A 19,176-nucleotide genomic window follows, 5' to 3' on the forward strand; every position below is an offset into this window, starting at 1 on the left:
TATTTTTACTTAATATTAACGGGGAAGATAATCCATCATCCCTGTTTTCCAAATTTTTTTATTATGAAAGGGAAATATCCCGGTTTATTGATTCTATCTTAAAAACATCAATCCTAAGCAGGTTCCCCAATGTACTAATTCCGTACTTATAAAACAACTCCAAACATATTCTTATAAAAGAAATGAGGAGGGGGTCGAAGCAATGAAAAAGGTTAATGTTGGGTTGCAGCCGATTGTCAGTAGGATTAATTTACCTACTGTGCTGAAAACAGCTGTGCTTCCAGGTGATTCTGTTGAGAGATTATTTATTGCTACACAGGTGGGCGAAATTTTTTATGTAGGTGAGGAGGAAATAAGGACTTTTTTAGATATTAGTCAGCAGGTTATTAAATTAGGTTCTGAAGGTGGTTATGATGAGCGGGGCTTACTGGGACTTGCGTTTCACCCTGACTTTTTTCATAATGGTTTATTCTATCTTCATTATTCTTTGGCTGGTTCACAAGGACCAGGTGTACAGCCTAAAGATTTTAAGCCAGATCCGTGTAATCCTAAAACATGGAACTTAAGATGGACAAATAGAGAATCTCACTATGACCATATTGATACGGTTGAAGAATGGGGATTACAGTCAAATGGGCATCCAAAAAAACTGCGGACACTGCTTAACTTAAGAAGACCTTTTTTGAATCATAATGGTGTAAACAGTTTGAATTTTTCCCCTGAAACCGGGAAGCTAGTTTTTACAAACGGAGATGGTGGATCAGGCTATGATCCATTTAATTTAAGTCAGGATGATATGGAGATTGCCGGTAAGATAATAGAAATAGATGTTAGAAAGAATACCGACACTAATAATCCACCTATAGTTACCCGTTTTAATGAACTGCCCCCAGCCAGTCAGGAAATGCTCACAGTGATGGCGAAAGGGGTTCGTAATATAACAGGCATTTCTTTTCAAAAGGTTTATAATCAGTACATTAAATATACAGGAAATGTCGGGCAAGATTTAGTTGAGTCAATATTTGCTTTCAATCATTATAGACCAATACCAGTTACTCAGCTTGTTAAAGCATATGATATGAATGCTAATCTTAACCAAAAAGGATTGATAAACCTTGGCTGGCGAGGGTGGGAAGGTGATTTTCCTACAGCAATCATAAGAGATTGTAGTAATAATTCAGCATTTGATCAGAAAATTTTCGCTTTTTATAATGAGGCAGTAGCACTTTCCGGCAGTCGCCTTCAGCCTTTAACTAGCTACTTTCATGATGATACTAGACCTGATAAGTTTGGTGGAACAGCACTTACTGGAATTCAGCCATATTTGGGCAGTGACATTCCTGGTTTAACAGGAAAAGTGGTTTTTACCGATGTTGTGCGGAAGGGTTCAGAACGAAAAAGAGGGACTTTAGCATATACGTCTTTAAAAAGGGATGGTAAACAAAACGACTTTAGCGTGATTCATGCTGATTATGATTTTGGCACACAATCAGCATATTACGTTAGTTTAGGTGCAAATCTTAATCAAACTAAATTATATTTAGGTGTTTTTGGTTCTATGAAAGTGACAGATTATAACCAAGGGACCATTTTCGAAATAGTGCCATGAATGGAGATTTAGCTAGTAAATTCCTCTTAATCTTTTAAATATCAGTAACGCAATTTCAACCCATAACCAGCTGTATAGGAAAGAAAAGATAAAGATTATTCCAATTGTAAGTAGAGAGAAGGAATTAGAGAAGGCCGGCCCTAAAATGGGAAAGCGTAAAATATACAGTAATATGCTAATTCCTAATGTTAAAGAAAAAGCTCCAGCGGCAATAATACTTAATCTTGACTTGAAGAGGTAAAAGGACAGCCCGATACCAAGTCCTAATAACCCTGTTGTAAAAGGAAACACAATTAGTTCGGTTGGCTGCAGGACAAATAACAATATTATTGCTTGAAAAAAGACCATTGCTCCAAATGGAACGGAAAGCATGACATATAACAAAATAGGTGCTGTGGCAAGAGGACTCAAAAGATACCCTATACCTGGGAAAAAGCCGCCAGCAGACTGAAATATAGCCGCAAAACAAGCAAAAATCGAACCTAATATAAGCTTTTTCGTTTTTGTATGTTTAGTAGTGAAGGTTTTTTGAGCTAGCTGGATTTCGATGGAAATAGCCTTGAATAAATACATTTTTTTCACCTCATTCTAACTGCTTTCTTACAGTATATAGAAGCGGGGATAGTAATATTAATAAAACCAAGCAGACCCTAAGCTGGACTGCTTGGTTTTATTTTATTCATACAGGCTCTTGTCGGAATGAACCATCATAGAATGTCTGTTAAGGGATATCACCGTGAAAAGAGGAATGTTATGAATAATTATTATCGAACCGCTAGTAATCAGCCAAGTGTAATTTCATTTGCACGTGGTGATGTAACTGGTGATAGAGTACCTGATAATGTCTACTTAACAGGAGTAAAAACTTCGGCTAGTCCTTTTATTCAAAATATTACCCTTCATATACAAGATGGGAAAACTGGAAATATACAAAGTGTTCCGCTTCGCGAAAATGCCGGTTATAATCCTACAATTTTTTTAGGGGATTTCACTGGAAATGGCGTAGACGATATTTTCATAAGTATTGCTACAGGCGGCAGCGGCGGAATAATGTATCATTATATTTATTCCTTTGTGGGAAATACAGTGCGGTTATTATTTGATGCCAATGTATATAATGAGCAATATCAGTATGAGGTTACGTATCAAGACAATTACAAAGTGAAGGTTGTCAGCAAGATTAATAATAAAAAATATATAATAGATATTTCGGCAAGAGATGCAGATTACCTAAATGAAATTTATGAGCAAAACGGCAGACTTAAAAGTCCAATTACCGGTTTTGTAAACCCGTTAAGTGGTTTATATCCAGTAGATTTTGATTCGAATGGTGTATATGAACTATTAGCTTATCAAAAAGTTGCTGGACGATATAATGCAGATTCTTTAGGTTATGTTTTGAATACGTTAGGATGGTCAGATAACAGATTTGTTTTACAGAATCAGTATGTAGCTGTTTTTGGTTATTAAAAGTTGAATTTTATTCGCTCATTCAGATAAATAAGATGGTTCCTTAATATTGAATATTTAAGTTTGATTTTTTAATAGTTAATGAATACTACATTTTTATCATAGTATTCCATTTGGTTTTTTTAAAGCAATAAGTAAAAAATATTTAATTTTAGGAATAAAATGACGATGAAGATAATGAATAATATTAAAGTAAGGATGTCATAAAATGATATACGAAGAAAATGTAGACAATAATTTTATTAAAGGAGTATATAATTTTTCACCATATATTTATTATAGTAACGAACAACTGATGAAAGATTGCTGCCTTATACCCTATATGTTTCATAAATATTTAGGATATAGAGCTGTGATAGTTACAGCAAGAAAGGAAGAGTATACATACTTAGATATATTAAAAGGGCTCAATCTAGAAATTTTAAAAACTCCAAGTGATTTAGACGAGTGGATTAGACTGTGCTGTGATTTCATTTCAGAAAATTATAAAAAGATTGATGTTATGTTTTGCTTTGGAGCATATCCCGCTCATAGTGATATGGTTTCTCATTATAAAAGACTTCGACCAGATGGTAAAGTTATTTTAAAGTTAGATGCTAATATTTATTGGGTAGACAGAATTCCATTTAAGGATGAAAAATTCCGAATATTCCTTGGGAAATGCGATGTAATAACTGTTGAATCTAAAAAGTTAAAGCAGCACTTATCGAAAAAATGGCCATATAAAATAGATTATGTACCAAATGGAACTCCAGGTCTTACTACGAACAGAAGAATTGACTTTACAGAAAAAGAAAATACTATTCTAACGGTTGGAAGAATAGGAACTGAACAAAAAGCCAATGAAATACTAATGGAATCTTTTAGGCGGATTGCTAATTCACTTCCACAATGGAAAGTAAAATTAATTGGATCAATCGAGGAATCTTTTAAGCCTTATATTGATAATTTCTTCAAAAGGTACCCTTATTTAAAAGAAAGGATAATCTTTACGGGCAAGATATTGGATAAAGATATTCTTGAGGATGAATATAGAAAGGCAAAGATTTTTGCTCTAACTTCTATTTTAGAAGGTGGTACACCAAACGTGTGGATTGAGGCAGCAAGAAACGGATGCTATATCATTTGTAGTGAAATTGATGCAGTGGACGAGGCAACGAATTGGGGCAAGTGTGGTAAAAGTTTTGGAATAAATAATGTAATCCAATTGTCAAATATTCTTTTGGAAGTTTGTAATGATGAAAGTTATTTTGCTAGAGGTTGTTATGATATCCAAGATTATCAAGATAGATTTTTCAATTACGAGAAAATGGTATATAAGCTTGATCACCTTGTGAATATGCCTGCAGGAGTTATAATATGAAAAATAATAAGGAAATCAAACTTTTTGATAGCAAACTATTTATTGCTAATAATAAGTTGTTATTTGGGGGTAACGTTGTTTATGATTTTGAAGAAAGATACCATAATATATCCTCATTTGGTTTAGAAAATCAAATTCAAGTTTTCAACCAATTGATAAATTCACTTAATGAAGTGAATTTATCAAATAGTACTAAAGCCGAAACAATCTTAGTTTTTTCTCAAATTCTTAGGAATTTGTCGAAAAAAAATATTAAATCATCTTTACTAACAATTGGTGATAGTTTATTTAGCACAACCTATGCAAGATTAATTAGCCTCTTTGGTAGCGAACATCAATTATACGAAGTAATCCATACTAAGAATTTAGCTGAAAAACCTCCGGAAAATATGACGTCTCTATTTGTAAATGAAGATTTTAATATGGAATTTTTAGCTGAAAACTACTTCTCACTAATATTAATTAATTTTGATTCTGTCAATAATCAGATAGAAACTGTATTTGCTGAGTCTATTAGAATAATAGGTAAGTATGGAAATATTATTGGTTATGGATCTGATTTACAACAATTAGAAAGAATAAGTGGTTATTTAAGTGATGATATAGACATTTATAAATTGGATTCACATAGGTATGTTATTAATATAAACATTAGTAGTGATACATCAGTAAAAAATGGGGTTACAGAGCAAATTTTTGATTTTATTGAGCTAAGAAATAGAGAAATATTTTCTTTCCTTCAATTTATTATGTCACAACGCCCAAATTCAAAAAATAATGAATGGTATAGAGTAATTGATCAAGCCATTGATAATATGGCACAAATAGAAACAATTATCAGTGAAAATCATATGTTTTTTGATAACAAGGATTTAGTATTCCATACTAATGAAGTGAAAAATGCTTTATTGGATTTTAAATATGAAGCATTTTTGAATAGAAAACACTACGATTTTTTCCAATCCAACTTATATGATTGTTACAACGATTGGGTTGAGATGTTTTCTATAGAATCTAAAAACTTTACTGGTGCAAACTTATAGTTTTAAAAGAAAATCATCTGTATAGTAATGTTATTAAAATCCATCTCGGAGACATTCATGAGGTTTGTAGTTGCAATTTCAGTGGCGATAAAAGTAGCAGTTGATGCAGGCGGTATAGCAATTGATATATTAGAGAATAAGAGAAAAACAGATTAAAATGAGAGCTTGGTAAATACTTGATAGCTAGAGACCAATTAACCATCGTAAGAATTTTTCTTTAGAGAAGCTCCGAGCAGCTTTTCTTTTTTTATTCCCAGAAAAATAAACAGCCGCTGACTTTAATCGTGACGGCTGTTAGGTTTATCATTGTATTCCAGACCGAATGAACCGTTCCCGGTTACGCAAATAGGCTTCCTTGCATAAACGCTTGACCTCCACATAGTCTTCTGCACAAACCGCTTCATAAATGGCTTTATTTAATAGATTGGCAGAGTAATGCTTTTGGTGTGGTGTCAGCTTCCAATTAACTATACCGAAATGGATGAGCTTGTCCTTAACAGAATCCATTATTTGCAGCATTGTTTGGTTATTGGCAGATGTTATCATACTGCGAGTGAACATCATGGAAGATTGTACATATGCAGGATAATCATCCTTTTTTTCTGCATCAAGCTGCTGTTCTAAGTGTTTGTTTAGTTCTTCTATGTTATATATGAGGCCCTTTTCTATAACAGAGTCTACGGAATACTCCTCCAAAAATAGGAATACTTCCATTACATCTAAGATTTCTTTATAAGAGATTTCCTTTACGAATAAACCTCTATTTTTTAAAGAGGAAACAAATCCCTCTGATTCTAACCGAGAGATAGCACCTCTAATAGGTGTGCGACTCATATTGAGCAATTGAGCGAGTTCATTTTCTGACAAAAGGGATCCAGGCATATAGATTCCAGTCATGATGTTTTCCCTTATTTTGCTGTAGGCGATGTCAACTAAGGAGGACATATTTCCATTTCCTTTCAAATAGGATTGCACACTTATCTTACCTGATACTCTACCCATCCGCAACAAACAAAAGCAAAGCAATTTACTTACATGAACTTTAAAAATCCTTAATATGGAGTTTACGTTTAAGCGTTATTCTTATCTTGCACTCAAGTTGTATACAAGTTGGATTCTAAGGAGGTACTCTTTTCAAAACAAGCTATTATTGTGTAAACCCTTGTAACTAGAAGTGAATCAGCTATAAGTAAAAAAATTGATAATTTCAGGAGGAAATAATGAAAAAACTTCTTTCGTTCTTAATAATGATGCTTATTGCAACGGGGATTTTAGCTGGCTGTGGAACAAGCAGTTCATCAGGTTCGGCAAAGCAGAGTAAATTTGTTATTGCATATCTCCCTCAGGAGACAGACGAACAAATGCAAAAAACGTATAGTAATTTTGAAAAGGAACTTTCTGAAAAAATCGGTATGGATGTAGAGGCATACCAAGCCAATAGTTATAATGCTGCAATTGAAGCGATGAAAAATAATAAAGCAGATATGGCTATGTTTGGACCATTTTCCTACATAGTTGCAGAGGAAAGAGCGGGGGCAGAGCTTATTGCTAATTTAAGCAACCCGGCATTGGAGGGACAAGCTCCATCAGTTATTGTTGTCCCAAAAGATTCAACTATCCAATCTCTTGCTGATTTAAAGGGAAAAACAATCGGGTTTGCTGATCCAGTATCTACAACAGGGCATTTGCTGCCTAAATCAACTATTGTAAAAGAACTGAATATGGACGTAGAAGAACTGGAAAGTAAATTTTTCAAAAGCGTGCAATTTGCTGGAGGGCATGACAAAGCACTTATCGGTGTAGTTCGCGGGCAATATGATGCTGCTGGTGTTTCAGCGATGATTCCTGCCATGCTTGAGGAAAAAGGAGTTATTGAAAAGGATTCGTACCGTGTGATTGCAGAGTCTGAACCGATACCGGTTGGAGCACCATTTGCTGTAAGAGGTGGTTTAGATCAGGAAACGAAAGACAAAATAACGGAGTTTTTATTAAGCTATGATGATTCTAATTACTTCAAGGCAATTTTAGGCACAGAGGACGCCAAATTTGTAGAAGCAAATGATAGTGACTATGACGAGTTGCGGGATATTGCTGAAATGCTTAATTTAAGTCCAGAGCAGTTATTGGAGAACTAAGGGAGGAGAATTTAATGTCAGCACGCAATAAACCTTCCATGAATGCCGTTGAAATGCGCAGGATGAAAGCCAGCTTGTCTGTTATTTTCTTTGCCCTCCTGATTTTGTTTTCAATTTGGTTCGTGGAAATGGATATATTTGAGCTTATACAGAGTATGCCTATATTCTTCCACTTTTTGTTTACTGATTTTTTCCCTCCGAATATATCTGATTTGGACACATATATTGGACCAGTAGTTGATACCCTTATCTTTGCGGTAGTAACGACAAGTTTATCATCACTGCTGGGAATAGTCATTGGGTTTTGTATGGCACATAACACAACACCACATCCGGCTGTTCGGATATTTTTCAGAGGGATAATTGCATTTCTGCGGAATATTCCCTTTCTAGTCTGGGCATCTATATTGGTCGTAATATTTGGAGTCGGAACAATGCCAGGACTGTTCGCCTTAGTCTTGTTTGGGACAAGCTTCTTAGCTCGGGTATATGCAGAATCAATTGAAGAGTTGAATAAAGAGGGTGTGGAGGCACTGGATGCTTGTGGTGCTTCTTATCTTCAAAAAATAAAGCATGGGATTATGCCCCAATTCCTGCCGAGCTTTTATTCATGGACACTTTTTATGTTTGAAATAAATATTCGGGCTTCTGCCATTCTTGGACTTGTTGGAGCGGGCGGCATGGGAAGTATTTTGAAGCAGACGATGGACTTGTTTCAATATGGAAAAACATCTACAATCATCGCTATTATGGTCATACTGATATTAATGGTGGAGTATGTGACAAACCGGGTAAGGGAGAGATTAATTTAAAATGTCAAAAGGTCAAATGCCTGTCCCTGAAACAGTATTAGTAAAAGAAAAAGCTTTTGCGAAGAAAAAAATTCCGATTGCCCATAAACAAACAAGACGGCAACAGCAATACTTCTTCATTACGGCTGGAATACTGTTTGTCATTTGTTTTATGCAGATAGATTTAAGCTTTACCCAATTTCAGGCGGGAATGGCTAGAATCCCGTCAGTTCTAGAGATGATGATGCAACTATCATTTGCTGAACTTCCTGAGCTGGCAAGTGAAATGGTTGTTTCCTTAGTAACAGCGTTTCTGAGTCTTGTACTTAGCATATTATTTGCTGTCGTCCTTTCCTTTCTCGCGGCGAGAAATACGACCCCAAATAAATATTTCGGGATGCTGCTTCGTTTTTTATTTATGATAATACGCGCTATTCCTGCTACTGTATGGGTTTTAATTGCTGTAGCAAGCATCGGATTTGGGACAATGGCGGGTGTGTTAGGTCTTATCTTTCCAACACTTTCTTATTTAGTAAAATCCTTTTCGGCCCAGATTGAGGAAGTAGGCCAAGAAACGATTGAAGCATTGCAATCAGTTGGTGCTACATGGTGGCATATTGTTTTTAGAGGCTTGATTCCGACACTTCTTACTAGTTTTTTGGCAATTACTGCTTTCCGATTTGAAATGAACGTAGCTGAATCTGTTATTTTAGGCATGGTAGGTGCAGGTGGTATAGGGCTGTTAATTCAAGGATATATCTCCTTCTATGACTTTAGCAGTCTTAGTCTAGGTATAATCATGGTGTTTATTACAATGTTTACACTTGAATTTATGACAAACCAAATTCGCAGACGCATGTCACATTAGGAGGAATATGATGAATAGCATTCTTAAAGTTACGAATCTAGTAAAACGATATAATGGCGGCACACTGGCATTAAAGGATATTAACCTGGAAGTGAAAAAGGGTGAATTTATTGCTGTAATTGGACCAAGTGGTGCTGGTAAATCGACGTTACTGCGCAGTATTAACCGTTTAATTGAACCGACAGAAGGTTCTATTGAATTCCTTGATCAGCGAATAGAAAAGGCGAATAAAAGCGAACTGAGAAAAATTAGGTCAAAGATGGGCATGATTTTTCAGCATTATAACTTGATTTATCGATCAAGTGTCCTTGAAAACGTTCTTCACGGACGATTAGGCTATATGGGCTCAGTTGCTGGAGTGTTTAACCGTTATAAGGAAGAGGATAAGCAGGAAGCAATCATGTTGCTAGAGAAGGTTGGGTTAGAAGCAGAAATCTATAAGCGGGCCGATGAGCTTTCCGGAGGGCAAAAACAGCGTGTAGGTGTTTGCCGTGCCTTGGCACAAAATCCAGAGCTTATCTTGGCGGATGAACCAATCGCCTCATTGGATCCAAAATCATCAGCTGTTGTAATGGATGCTATTTATAAAAACTGCAAGGAGCAAGGTATTGCCTGCTTAGTAAATCTCCATCAAGTTGATGTTGCCAAAAGATATGCAACAAGAATCGTGGCAGTAAAAGCAGGCACCATTGTCTTTGATGGTCAGGCAAGTGAATTAACGGAGGAAATGATTGAATATCTTTATGAGGGAAAAGAGCAAGAAATGTATGAGTCAGCCAATTAAGCACAAAATGAAAGGGTGTAAATAAATGGAAAATCAAGGTTTGGTAGCAAGCACAAAAAGCAGAATTATACCGTTTGAAGGAATTCGTAATTTCCGTGATATGGGTGGCTATAAAACAATAGATGGTCGGACAGTGAAGTATGGAGTTTTTTACCGTTCAGCTGAATTGACAGGCATGACTGATAAAGATAAAGAAATGTTTAGTTCACTGGGCATAAAGTATATATTTGACTATCGGGATGATGGTGAAGCTTTAGTGAAACCGGATCCTGTTATTACAGGTGTTATTAACGAGAGAATACCTGCTATTGCAGGAGAGGTACAGGGGCTTGTCCAATCAATGGAGGACTTGGTGAAAAGTGAGTTATTCAAGGACCTTAAAACAATTGGATTAGCTGATATGTATGGAAAAATGGCACTGAATAGTCGTTCATACAGCAGGTTATTTGAAGTCATTCAAGATCCAGAAAATATGGGGATTCTCCATCATTGCGCAGCAGGCAAGGATAGAACTGGAGTTGGAGCAGCGCTTATTCTTTCAGCATTAGGTGTTCCAAAAGAGGTAGTAATAGAAGACTATTTAATAACAAACGAGACGTTGCGTGAATTTCAGGAAATGATAAAAGCAGAGCTGTCAGGCAAGCTGACAGAAGAGCAGATTAAGTTATTTGATGCCATGATGGCAGCTAAAGAGGAATATTTGCAAGCGGTATTTACAGTTATTGAGGAAACCTATGGAGATTTAGATACTTACTTCGAAAAGGAATTAAACTTAACTACTGAAAAGCGTACTGCTTTACAAAATTTATGGCTGGAATAAAAGTTTTCTAAAAAGAGTCTCGTGAAGGGCTCTTTTTTTGTGTGTAGTTATTCTGTCTTATTAGGACTTAGTGCCCGTTTGTCCTGTGACCTAAAATATGACAATATACGATATTGAAAAGCTATTTGGAAACGTTTACAATTAGGCTGTATATGCATGTGAAAGTAATAATCAAAGGAGGCTGAAACGTAATGAATGCAATTACTATTGTAATTGGAACGATGTGCTTCTTAATGATTGCATATCGTTTGTATGGTACCTTCATGGCTGCTAAAGTGTTAAAGCTGAAGGAAATGGAGGAACGAAAAAAGACCCCTGCTCATGAGCTGAATGATGGAAAGGACTATGTGCCGACGAATAAATGGGTTACGTTTGGTCATCATTTTGCGGCGATTGCTGCAGCTGGTCCGCTTGTTGGTCCAATCCTTGCTGCGCAATTTGGCTACCTGCCGGGATTGCTTTGGCTGTTGATTGGGGCAGTAATTGGAGGGGCTGTTCATGATGCTGTTGTTCTTTTCGCATCCATGCGCAAAAAGGGAAAATCTCTTTCAGAAGTAGCGAAGGAAGAATTGGGTCCTGTTGCTGGCTTTTGTACAGGGCTTGCGATGCTGTTCATCATAACGATTACGATGGCGGGGCTTTCAATGGTTGTGCTTCATGCTCTTGAGCGCAACCCATGGGGAACATTTGCAGTAGGGATTACCATTCCGATTGCGATGGGTGTTGGCCTATTTTATAAAAAGACAGGAAATTTAAAGCTGGCCAGTACAGTTGGTTTTATTCTTCTTATGATCGGTGTTTTTATCGGTCCATCCATCCAAGAAACTGCGTTAGGAGAGTTCTTGACCTTTGATTCTAAAACATTAGCAGTTATTCTGCCAATCTATGCCTTCTTTGCAGCAGCACTGCCAGTATGGCTGTTGTTAGCACCAAGGGATTATTTAAGCAGCTTTATGAAAATCGGTGTGTTTATTGCATTGATTATTGGTGTCTTTATTATAAATCCTGATGTGCAAATGCCTGCTTTCACAGAGTTTATACATGGCGGCGGCCCTGTTATTGCTGGTCCTGTTTGGCCGTTCATTTCGATTACGATTGCCTGTGGGGCAATTTCCGGTTTCCACGCCTTTGTCGGTTCTGGAACGACTCCGAAAATGCTTGACCGTTGGCAGGATATAAAAATTGTCGGCTTTGGCGGTATGCTTGTTGAATGTTTAGTTGCTGTTATGGCTTTAATTGCTGCTGTTTCCTTACAGCCAGGCGATTATTTTGCTATTAACTCAACACCAGAAGTATTTAAAACTCTTGGGATGTCAGCAGTTCATTTGCCTGAGCTTAGCCAGGAAATTGGTCTAGACTTGGAAGGCAGAACTGGTGGAGCTGTTTCCTTAGCTGTTGGAATGACCTATATTTTTACGAGCATTCCTTGGTTTGATAGTCTTGCACCGCATTTCTTCCAGTTTGTGATTATGTTTGAGGCAGTTTTCATTTTAACAGCTATTGATGCAGGGACGCGTGTAGCGCGTTATTTGATTCAGGATTTCTTTGGTGAGGTATATAAACCGTTGAAACGCGTCGATTGGTTGCCTGGCAATATATTTGCAAGCGCGTTAGCATGTCTCGCATGGGGTTACTTGCTGTTCTCTGGAGATATTGGCTCCGTTTGGGCACTCTTTGGTGTTTCTAATCAGCTGATGGCATCTATTGGCTTGATTGTGGGAGCAACAGTTATTTTGAAAATAGCTGATAAGCGCAGCTATATCCTGACATGTCTCATCCCGCTTGCTTATCTCTTTGTAACAGTTAATGCTGCAGGTTATTGGATGATTACAAACGTATATTTGAATCCAGATGCTGCAGGATATAATGTTGTAAACGGAGTCTTGTCGATTATTATGCTTGTTCTTGGAATTATTATCGTAATTGCGGCAATTAAGAAGTGGGTCGAAATCTGGAAAACTCCGAGCTTAAGAGGAGATAAATATCTTTCTGCCTAATTTTTGGGAGAGGCTGCTGGCGATTTTAGCCGCAGTCTCTCCTATTTAAGAGAGAGTAGTTTAAATTAATTGCTGAAGAAGAAACGTTCTGTTATTATTTAGATGTCTATTATTTAGACGTCTAAATAGTTAGGTGATTATTAAACCTTTCCAGATAGGATAGGAGATAGTGCTTTCGAAAAATAGTAGAGCTATAAGGCCAATTATATATTTAGACATCTAAATAAAAACAAATGACAGTTAGGAGTGTCTTTAAAGATGGGAAGATTAGAGAATAAAGTGGCTATAATCACGGGAGGAGCATCAGGAATTGGTGAATGCATGGTAGATTTATTTTGCCAGGAAGGTGCTATTGTGATTGCTGCCGATATTAATGAGGCAGCACTAGAAACGGTTAGCCAAAAGGAAAATGTGTATGGGATAAAGTTAAATGTAGCTTCCGATGAGGATTGGCAGAATCTAGTGAAAGAAGTGGTATCAAGGTTCGGAAAGATTGATATTCTCATAAATAATGCCGGAATTTCTTCTGAAAAAATGTATCAGGATATTAATTTTGATGATTGGCAGAAAATGCTTTCTATTAATGGTTTTGGTCCATTTGCGGGGATGAAGCATGTAGCTCCCTTCATGGCAGCCCAAAAGAAAGGTTCTATTGTCAACATTTCCTCCTACACGGCTCAAATTGGTCAAGGCTTCAATCATTATTCTGCATCAAAAGGCGCAGTACGTGCTATCTCAAAGGCAGCGGCTACTACTTTTGGGCATGACGGAGTTCGTGTTAATGCCCTTTTCCCTGGCATTATTGAAACGCCGATGACACAGTCGTTGAGCACTTCTAGAGATTTGCTTGGCCGCTTAATTCAGGCAACACCACTTCAGCGGCTGGGACAGCCCGCTGACATAGCGAAAGCGGCGTTGTTCTTTGCCTCAGATGATTCTAACTATATTACAGGTGCAGAATTGGTGATTGATGGTGGATTCTCAGCACAATAGTAATGTATGATAAGAGAGCCCCTGATATTATCAGGGGCTTTTAACACTTTTCGAAAGCAGGGATATTTATGGAAGAAAAGACGATTTTCGAGATCATCCATAATATGGACAAGGTTACTAATAATTTAATCATTAAGTGGAATAAAATGTTTAATGAGGATCTTGGCATTTCCCATATTCTTGTTCTTAGCCATTTGGAGAAAAAGGGGAATAGCCGACCATCTGATATTGCGAAGGCTTTAGGGTTGACTCCTCCCACTTTGACACATTTATCAGAAAAACTAGTGCACAAGGGATTAGCCGTAAGAATTGTAGATGAAACGGACCGTCGAATCATCTATTTGGGTATTACAGAAAAGGGCAGTGAAATAGTAGTTAAAGCCCACAGAGACGGGGAGATGCTGCGTCGAAACCTGTTTGAAACGCTCACAGAAGAAGAAAGACTGCAGATGTTGAAGATATTTGAGAAGCTGAATGGACAAACTTAGAGACAGGAGAAAGACGAATAAAACAAGCCCTTATTCGTCTGCTGATTCTGTTCTTCTTTTATACGTTCATTTAATAACCCCTGCATTGTTTGATTCAATTCATCCGCTAATTCTGCTACCTTGGAACCAGCTTCACCAATTTCTTTTAAAATGTTTGTGAAATTGCTCATTTCTTTATTATTCAGTTCATTTTTTTCCGTGCTTACTATGCTTGCTGTTAAAATTTCATCAAAGCTGTTTACTGTCTCTTGGACATTTTGGTTTGCTGAAATGGTTTTAGAATTCACTTCATTAATCTGTTTGACGACATCTTCAATTTGCTTTGTTGTTGAAAGAACTAAGCTTGTAATATTGCTGGAAGAAAGCTTCGTCTGCTCAGCCAGCTTTCGCACTTCTGCAGCGACAACAGAAAAACCCTTCCCGTGCTCCCCGGCTCTTGCAGCTTCTATTGCAGCATTTAAAGCAAGAAGATTTGTTTGTTCTGCAATGGTAGTGATAACCGCTACGATATCACCAATTTCCCGCGAGTTAGCCTCAAGTGAACCAACGCTTGTCTTAATTTCATTTACACTGTCTTTTAGTGCGACCGTCTCTTCAATAACTTGATCAAGCTGTCTGCTTCCTTTTATAGAAGATTCCGATGTGACAATAGAGGACCTCAATCCTTCATCCAATTCCTTCGTCATGCTTTCAGACCGAACAACGACATCAGTGACAGATGCTCCAACCTGCTCTGACATAGCTGCTAACTCTTCCGTAATAGAACCGATTGTTTTTTTGACTTGTTGCTTTGCTTCCATTTCTTTCATTATAGCTGCTTCATTTTGCAAATCCTGCAGATAAGCAAGGCATAGCTGTAGCTCTAGGTTAAAGATTTTAGCTGTGACTTTAGCAGCTAAAGTCATGCTTTCAATATCCTCATGGTATTTTTCTTTAAGTAGCTCAAGAATAGTGTTAACAAATACGGCGTTCGTACAAAGATACCAGCGTGCCTCTACACCTACTGCCAAATAGTACTTAGATATATTCATCCTTCTTTCTGCAAATTGGTCATCGATAATACCATCAAAGAAGCCTATCACATATTCTTGGCAGCCCTTCAAGTCTACTCCAATTGAAGTCATGTCCACTACTTTGCGAATTCCAGGATTAGTGTGATTATAAATAGGGTTATAGATTGTTTCAATATTTGCTTGAATAAATGGCTGTAGTACTCTAGCTACTGCTAGTTCTTCTAAAGTGAGGTCTATAACTGCCAGCTGTTGAACTAGATTAGCATCTTTAGTGACATCTATTTTTACTTTATGCCGTTCCTGCTCGGCTAACTCCTTTAAGCTGACTGCTTTTTGTTTCTTTGCAAACATATTCAAGTTTATCACTCCTGTTAAATATAAATAAATCCGATCTATATGCAAATTTTTACATGTAATATATCGGTAAAAACTATCGGTTTTTAAGGGTTAGGATAATATTTCCTTTTTATTGTGATTTTCTATTTTTTAATAAATTTTATAAAACAGCTTGCTTTTCACCGACTTTTCACCAAAGGCTACTAAACTACAACTATCGAAAAGGAAAGGTGGAGAGAAAACAATGAATGCTAGATTCAAAAAAGGTATTTTCTGGAGCGTAATAATTGCCTCTATTATATTGGCAATTAGCTTCATCACAAAACTGATTGGAGGTGCTGCTGCTTTAGCCTTTGGTCACGGACCAGGAATGGGTAACGGATTGCGTCAAAGCGACTTTGGCCATGGTCAAATGATGGGTGGTTTCCACCACGGGCCAGGTTTTTCATGGTTAGGCTTCTTGTTCTTCCTGATTATTGTGATAGTAGTAATTAATTTGGCTGTTAAGCTTCTAAAGAAAAAGCCAAAATCCAATTCAATGGAGCAGTTTATTCCTACTTCCACAATGAATACACCTAAGCCACCAGTTAACTTTAGCAATGCTTCTGTTTTAGATGAATGGGAAAGAAAAAACAAAAATTAAAAAGGAGAGATTAAATTATGGGTATTTTTAAAAGAATAAAAACTATTGCAAGTGCAGATATTAATGGGTTATTGGATAATATGGAAGATCCAATTGCAATGCTTAATGAATATACAAGGGAAATGGAGCATGAGCTAGGAAAAGCTCAATCAGCTTTATCACGACAAATTTTTGTAGAAAACAAACAAGCAGCACTAATTGGACAAACGAAGGAATTAATGGAAAGAAGAACTCGCCAAGCTAAACTAGCTATTGAAAAGGGTGAGGATGGAATTGCAAGGCTTGCAGTTCAAGAAAAAATCAATCATGAGCAGCAGCTTAGCATCTACGAGCAGCAATTAGAAGCTATCAAGGAGCAAACGAATATTCTGAAGGAAAAGTACAATGAACTGCTAGTTACTTATAATGAGCTTCAGCATAAGAAAATCTTGCTTGCATCTCGTGCAAATGTCGCAAACTCCATTAAGCAAATTCAAAAGGTTTCGAGCACCTTTAGTGCAGACAATATTGTAAGAGGTGTAACGAAGGCAGAGGAGAAAATCCTATTTATGGAAGCAGAAGTACAAGCAGGCGGATATACGAAAAACCCGTTAAACAGCTATGCTGGGACAGGCTTCTCATATGTAAGTGATGACGAGGTTTCGAAGGAATTGGAGAAGTTAAAAGGTTAAAAAATAAAAGATAAAACAGGCCCTGTTTAAAAACGGGGCCTAATTTGTATATAGAATGACATTACTAGATATGAGGAATACTAAAACACATATTCCCATTGCTCTATAAGTTAATGCTGCACTGCATATATTCCCTCTAATTAAGACCCCTTCATTAAATAATCCCTGAAAGCTAACAAAGGAGTGTTCTCTAAAATGAATAATACGGATGAAGGACTATTACGCGAATCATTAAAAAGGATGAATGCTGTTTTAAAACAATCCTTTAAGGTAAACAAGAATCCCTTTCCTTGGCTGAAGGCTTTTTATGCTGGTTTGGCTGCAGCACTTCCTGTATTTATTGGTGTTCTTTTCGGGAGCTTTGAAAATGGGCTATTGGCCGGAATAGGGGGATTCACCTATTTATATGTGTTTGATATTCCTTATGTTCAAAGAGCCAAAAAGATATTTCTTGTGCTGTTGTCTATTACCTTCTCTGTATTTATTGGCACCATTTTGGCGCCGTATGTTGCTTTATCTGTTTTGATGATGGGTGTTATTGGCGCGTTAGCAATCTTTATTTTTGGAGCATTGAAAATAACCGGACCATCTGCCTTATTTTTTGTTCTTTGTTTTGCCATGGCAACTGGCATGCCGGTTGATCCATCTCTTGCGCCTATTCGGGCAGGGTTTGTTTTTATAGGTGGATCTTTATCTTGGATTCTCGCTATGCTTGGCTGGTTTTTCCATCCTCATAAACCTGAAATAAAGGCAGTGAAAAGGGTATACTGTAAGCTTGCTGAATTAATGGATTCTATAGGTACAAGCAATGTGAATATGGTAAGGCATAGAGTTATTAATGTAATGAGCGAAGCAGAAGCTGTTCTGTTTGCAGGATATTCTTCTAGACCGTCCACAAAACTATGGAGTCAGCTTTTTCTATTAAACGAGCATGCTAACTTAATTTATTCAAGCATAGCAGCAATTTCTACTACAACTGATCAAATACCGCCAGCATTAGGGCAATCTGTCCGTGAAATCAGTGAAATGATTGGTGCAAGCAATTTACCGAGTAAAGAAGCTGCTTTGCCTGAAGAGATGTCTGCGGAAATAGAGAGTATAGCCAAAAGGGTATTTGAGGCAAAAGGTATTTTAATGGCGTCCTTAAAGGAATTAAAGCATGAACAGTTTGTTAAGCCTTCCTTGAAAACAACACTATTAGGTGCGGTTGATAAAAACTCCATTGTATTTCTTTCTTCTGTTAAGTATGGGGTTGTTTTAATAATTGCAGCATTAATTGCTTATTCTTTTCCGTTTGAGCACGCCTATTGGATTCCACTTTCATGTGCTGCAGTCATGAGCGGACCGACTATTATTGCCACTTTTCATCGGGCAGTGCAAAGGATGATGGGGACAGTTATCGGCTTACTTATTGCAGGGGTAATCCTCATTACAGTGCACAATGGCTTTGTGGTTGCTCTTCTTATCCTTTGTTTAACATTTTTGACAGAGCTGTTTATCGTCCGTAATTATGGTTTTGCGGCAATTTTCTTTACAGCATCTGCACTCATTATGGCCGAGTATTCCTCCCAAGTGTTTGACTACCCATATTTTGCAGTTGTAAGAGTGACAGATATTCTAATAGGGAGTCTTATTGGACTGGCAGGAGTAGTGCTGATTGGGAGGAAATCTGCCTCCAATCTGTTAAATCATTTTGTTGCGAAAACAATCCGCAGTCAAGGTCAATTTCTTGTAGCAATGTACTCTAATTACATCCCATATGAAGATATACAAAGTAAGGAGCAGAGCAAAATGCAGACAAATCTCACCAACTTGGTGACTGTCTATCAATCGGCATTAGGAGAGTTGTTTGGGAACAGAGCAAGGTTGGAGGCATTATGGCCAGTTATTTTTTCCATTAAACAAATTAGCCATGAGTTGAATATAAGCATGAAGTATGGACTGGAGAAGAAATTTCCTGAACGCGAGCTAGCTCAATGGCTTTATGCAATGGAAATAATGGCTCTTTCAATCGAGAACAATTTGTATCCTGAACGAAAGGAGCTTCCCTTTGTGGAAGGCTTTTCTCATTTGCACAACGAAGTTTTCAATCTGCAAAAGGAAATGGAGCAATGGGAGTAAAAAAAAGCTGGCCGCAGCCAGCTTTTAATAT

General features: G+C 37.2%; 18 protein-coding genes. 15 read left to right on the forward strand and 3 right to left on the reverse strand.

All coding sequences use genetic code 11. The features are described 5' to 3' along the window. Positions 1-202 precede the first annotated feature (202 nt). Entirely contained in the window at positions 203-1,609 is a 1,407-nt protein-coding gene (locus tag EM808_RS14055; RefSeq protein ID WP_127738837.1) for a PQQ-dependent sugar dehydrogenase, read from the forward strand. Positions 1,610-1,621: 12 nt separating this feature from the next. Here EM808_RS14055 and EM808_RS14060 read toward each other — a convergent pair whose 3' ends face one another. Further along, positions 1,622-2,182 carry a hypothetical protein gene (locus tag EM808_RS14060; protein WP_127738838.1) on the reverse strand — a complete coding sequence of 187 codons (561 nt, stop codon included), beginning with the start codon at positions 2,180-2,182 and terminating at the stop codon, positions 1,622-1,624. A gap of 180 nt (positions 2,183-2,362) precedes the next feature. Here EM808_RS14060 and EM808_RS14065 point away from each other — a divergent pair, with 180 nt between their 5' ends. The 3 genes from EM808_RS14065 (at position 2,363) to EM808_RS14075 (ending at position 5,485) form a co-directional block, all read left to right on the forward strand. Continuing rightward, the gene (locus EM808_RS14065) at positions 2,363-3,079 is read left to right on the forward strand and encodes a VCBS repeat-containing protein (RefSeq protein ID WP_127738839.1); all 717 of its coding nucleotides are present in this window, start codon (positions 2,363-2,365) and stop codon (positions 3,077-3,079) included. Between the two features lie 208 nt (positions 3,080-3,287). Beyond that, the gene (locus EM808_RS14070) at positions 3,288-4,442 is read left to right on the forward strand and encodes a glycosyltransferase family 4 protein (RefSeq protein WP_127738840.1); all 1,155 of its coding nucleotides are present in this window, start codon (positions 3,288-3,290) and stop codon (positions 4,440-4,442) included. Beyond that, positions 4,439-5,485 carry a hypothetical protein gene (locus EM808_RS14075; protein ID WP_127738841.1) on the forward strand — a complete coding sequence of 349 codons (1,047 nt, stop codon included), beginning with the start codon at positions 4,439-4,441 and terminating at the stop codon, positions 5,483-5,485. The genes EM808_RS14070 and EM808_RS14075 overlap by 4 nt, the downstream gene beginning before the upstream one ends. A gap of 303 nt (positions 5,486-5,788) precedes the next feature. On the opposite strand, the gene EM808_RS14080 is transcribed toward EM808_RS14075, so the two are convergent. After that, positions 5,789-6,430 carry a GntR family transcriptional regulator gene (locus tag EM808_RS14080; RefSeq protein ID WP_164849665.1) on the reverse strand — a complete coding sequence of 214 codons (642 nt, stop codon included), beginning with the start codon at positions 6,428-6,430 and terminating at the stop codon, positions 5,789-5,791. Positions 6,431-6,705: 275 nt separating this feature from the next. On the opposite strand from EM808_RS14080, the gene EM808_RS14085 reads away from it, so the two are divergent. The 8 genes from EM808_RS14085 to EM808_RS14120 all read left to right on the forward strand — a co-directional run bounded on the left by EM808_RS14085 (position 6,706) and on the right by EM808_RS14120 (position 14,361). Next, on the forward strand, positions 6,706-7,620 hold the full coding sequence (locus tag EM808_RS14085; protein ID WP_127738843.1) for a phosphate/phosphite/phosphonate ABC transporter substrate-binding protein: 915 nt from the start codon (positions 6,706-6,708) through the stop codon (positions 7,618-7,620). A 14-nt stretch (positions 7,621-7,634) separates the two neighbouring features. Further along, complete coding sequence (gene phnE / locus EM808_RS14090) at positions 7,635-8,432, forward strand: phosphonate ABC transporter, permease protein PhnE (RefSeq protein WP_127738844.1); 798 nt, start codon at positions 7,635-7,637, stop codon at positions 8,430-8,432. A gap of 1 nt (position 8,433) precedes the next feature. Continuing rightward, positions 8,434-9,279, forward strand: a complete 846-nt coding sequence (locus tag EM808_RS14095; RefSeq protein ID WP_225314750.1) for a PhnE/PtxC family ABC transporter permease — start codon at positions 8,434-8,436, stop codon at positions 9,277-9,279. 10 nt (positions 9,280-9,289) lie between these two features. After that, positions 9,290-10,063 (forward strand): phosphonate ABC transporter ATP-binding protein, encoded by a 774-nt coding sequence (gene phnC / locus EM808_RS14100; protein WP_205685854.1) that lies wholly within the window; start codon positions 9,290-9,292, stop codon positions 10,061-10,063. A gap of 25 nt (positions 10,064-10,088) precedes the next feature. Further along, on the forward strand, positions 10,089-10,883 hold the full coding sequence (locus EM808_RS14105; protein WP_127738846.1) for a tyrosine-protein phosphatase: 795 nt from the start codon (positions 10,089-10,091) through the stop codon (positions 10,881-10,883). 191 nt (positions 10,884-11,074) lie between these two features. After that, the gene (cstA, locus tag EM808_RS14110; protein ID WP_127738847.1) at positions 11,075-12,880 is read left to right on the forward strand and encodes a carbon starvation protein CstA; all 1,806 of its coding nucleotides are present in this window, start codon (positions 11,075-11,077) and stop codon (positions 12,878-12,880) included. Positions 12,881-13,138: 258 nt separating this feature from the next. Beyond that, positions 13,139-13,873 carry an SDR family NAD(P)-dependent oxidoreductase gene (locus tag EM808_RS14115; RefSeq protein ID WP_127738848.1) on the forward strand — a complete coding sequence of 245 codons (735 nt, stop codon included), beginning with the start codon at positions 13,139-13,141 and terminating at the stop codon, positions 13,871-13,873. Positions 13,874-13,941: 68 nt separating this feature from the next. Then, positions 13,942-14,361: a MarR family winged helix-turn-helix transcriptional regulator gene (locus EM808_RS14120; protein WP_127738849.1), complete on the forward strand. Its 420-nt coding sequence runs from the start codon at positions 13,942-13,944 to the stop codon at positions 14,359-14,361. Here the strand turns inward: EM808_RS14120 and EM808_RS29660 are convergent. After that, a complete protein-coding gene (locus tag EM808_RS29660; RefSeq protein ID WP_328590384.1) occupies positions 14,358-15,725 on the reverse strand; it encodes a globin-coupled sensor protein in 1,368 nt (455 codons plus the stop codon). The two genes, EM808_RS14120 and EM808_RS29660, sit on opposite strands and share 4 nt — an antisense overlap. A 229-nt stretch (positions 15,726-15,954) precedes the next feature. Here EM808_RS29660 and EM808_RS14130 point away from each other — a divergent pair, with 229 nt between their 5' ends. The 3 genes from EM808_RS14130 to EM808_RS14140 all read left to right on the forward strand — a co-directional run bounded on the left by EM808_RS14130 (position 15,955) and on the right by EM808_RS14140 (position 19,145). Beyond that, positions 15,955-16,353, forward strand: coding sequence for a hypothetical protein (locus EM808_RS14130; protein WP_127738851.1), 399 nt, complete (start codon positions 15,955-15,957; stop codon positions 16,351-16,353). Between the two features lie 17 nt (positions 16,354-16,370). Then, on the forward strand, positions 16,371-17,024 hold the full coding sequence (locus EM808_RS14135) for a PspA/IM30 family protein (protein WP_127738852.1): 654 nt from the start codon (positions 16,371-16,373) through the stop codon (positions 17,022-17,024). 195 nt (positions 17,025-17,219) lie between these two features. Then, positions 17,220-19,145 carry an FUSC family protein gene (locus tag EM808_RS14140; RefSeq protein ID WP_127738853.1) on the forward strand — a complete coding sequence of 642 codons (1,926 nt, stop codon included), beginning with the start codon at positions 17,220-17,222 and terminating at the stop codon, positions 19,143-19,145. Positions 19,146-19,176 lie beyond the last annotated feature (31 nt).

Source organism: Niallia taxi (genome assembly GCF_004005475.1).
GTDB classification, from domain to species: Bacteria; Bacillota; Bacilli; order Bacillales; family Cytobacillaceae; genus Niallia; species Niallia taxi.

Bases quoted from the DNA above. Each gene is read 5' to 3' on its own strand.
- EM808_RS29660 (WP_328590384.1), bottom strand. From the start codon at position 15,725: ATGTTTGCAAAGAAACAAAAAGCAGTCAGCTTAAAGGAGTTAGCCGAG.
- EM808_RS14060 (WP_127738838.1), bottom strand. From the start codon at position 2,182: ATGTATTTATTCAAGGCTATTTCCATCGAAATCCAGCTAGCTCAAAAA.
- EM808_RS14080 (WP_164849665.1), bottom strand. From the start codon at position 6,430: ATGTCCTCCTTAGTTGACATCGCCTACAGCAAAATAAGGGAAAACATC.
- phnC (WP_205685854.1), top strand. From the start codon at position 9,290: ATGAATAGCATTCTTAAAGTTACGAATCTAGTAAAACGATATAATGGC.
- phnE (WP_127738844.1), top strand. From the start codon at position 7,635: ATGTCAGCACGCAATAAACCTTCCATGAATGCCGTTGAAATGCGCAGG.
- EM808_RS14085 (WP_127738843.1), top strand. From the start codon at position 6,706: ATGAAAAAACTTCTTTCGTTCTTAATAATGATGCTTATTGCAACGGGG.
- EM808_RS14115 (WP_127738848.1), top strand. From the start codon at position 13,139: ATGGGAAGATTAGAGAATAAAGTGGCTATAATCACGGGAGGAGCATCA.
- EM808_RS14140 (WP_127738853.1), top strand. From the start codon at position 17,220: ATGAATAATACGGATGAAGGACTATTACGCGAATCATTAAAAAGGATG.
- EM808_RS14095 (WP_225314750.1), top strand. From the start codon at position 8,434: ATGTCAAAAGGTCAAATGCCTGTCCCTGAAACAGTATTAGTAAAAGAA.
- EM808_RS14130 (WP_127738851.1), top strand. From the start codon at position 15,955: ATGAATGCTAGATTCAAAAAAGGTATTTTCTGGAGCGTAATAATTGCC.
- EM808_RS14075 (WP_127738841.1), top strand. From the start codon at position 4,439: ATGAAAAATAATAAGGAAATCAAACTTTTTGATAGCAAACTATTTATT.
- EM808_RS14070 (WP_127738840.1), top strand. From the start codon at position 3,288: ATGATATACGAAGAAAATGTAGACAATAATTTTATTAAAGGAGTATAT.
- cstA (WP_127738847.1), top strand. From the start codon at position 11,075: ATGAATGCAATTACTATTGTAATTGGAACGATGTGCTTCTTAATGATT.
- EM808_RS14135 (WP_127738852.1), top strand. From the start codon at position 16,371: ATGGGTATTTTTAAAAGAATAAAAACTATTGCAAGTGCAGATATTAAT.
- EM808_RS14105 (WP_127738846.1), top strand. From the start codon at position 10,089: ATGGAAAATCAAGGTTTGGTAGCAAGCACAAAAAGCAGAATTATACCG.
- EM808_RS14065 (WP_127738839.1), top strand. From the start codon at position 2,363: ATGAATAATTATTATCGAACCGCTAGTAATCAGCCAAGTGTAATTTCA.
- EM808_RS14055 (WP_127738837.1), top strand. From the start codon at position 203: ATGAAAAAGGTTAATGTTGGGTTGCAGCCGATTGTCAGTAGGATTAAT.
- EM808_RS14120 (WP_127738849.1), top strand. From the start codon at position 13,942: ATGGAAGAAAAGACGATTTTCGAGATCATCCATAATATGGACAAGGTT.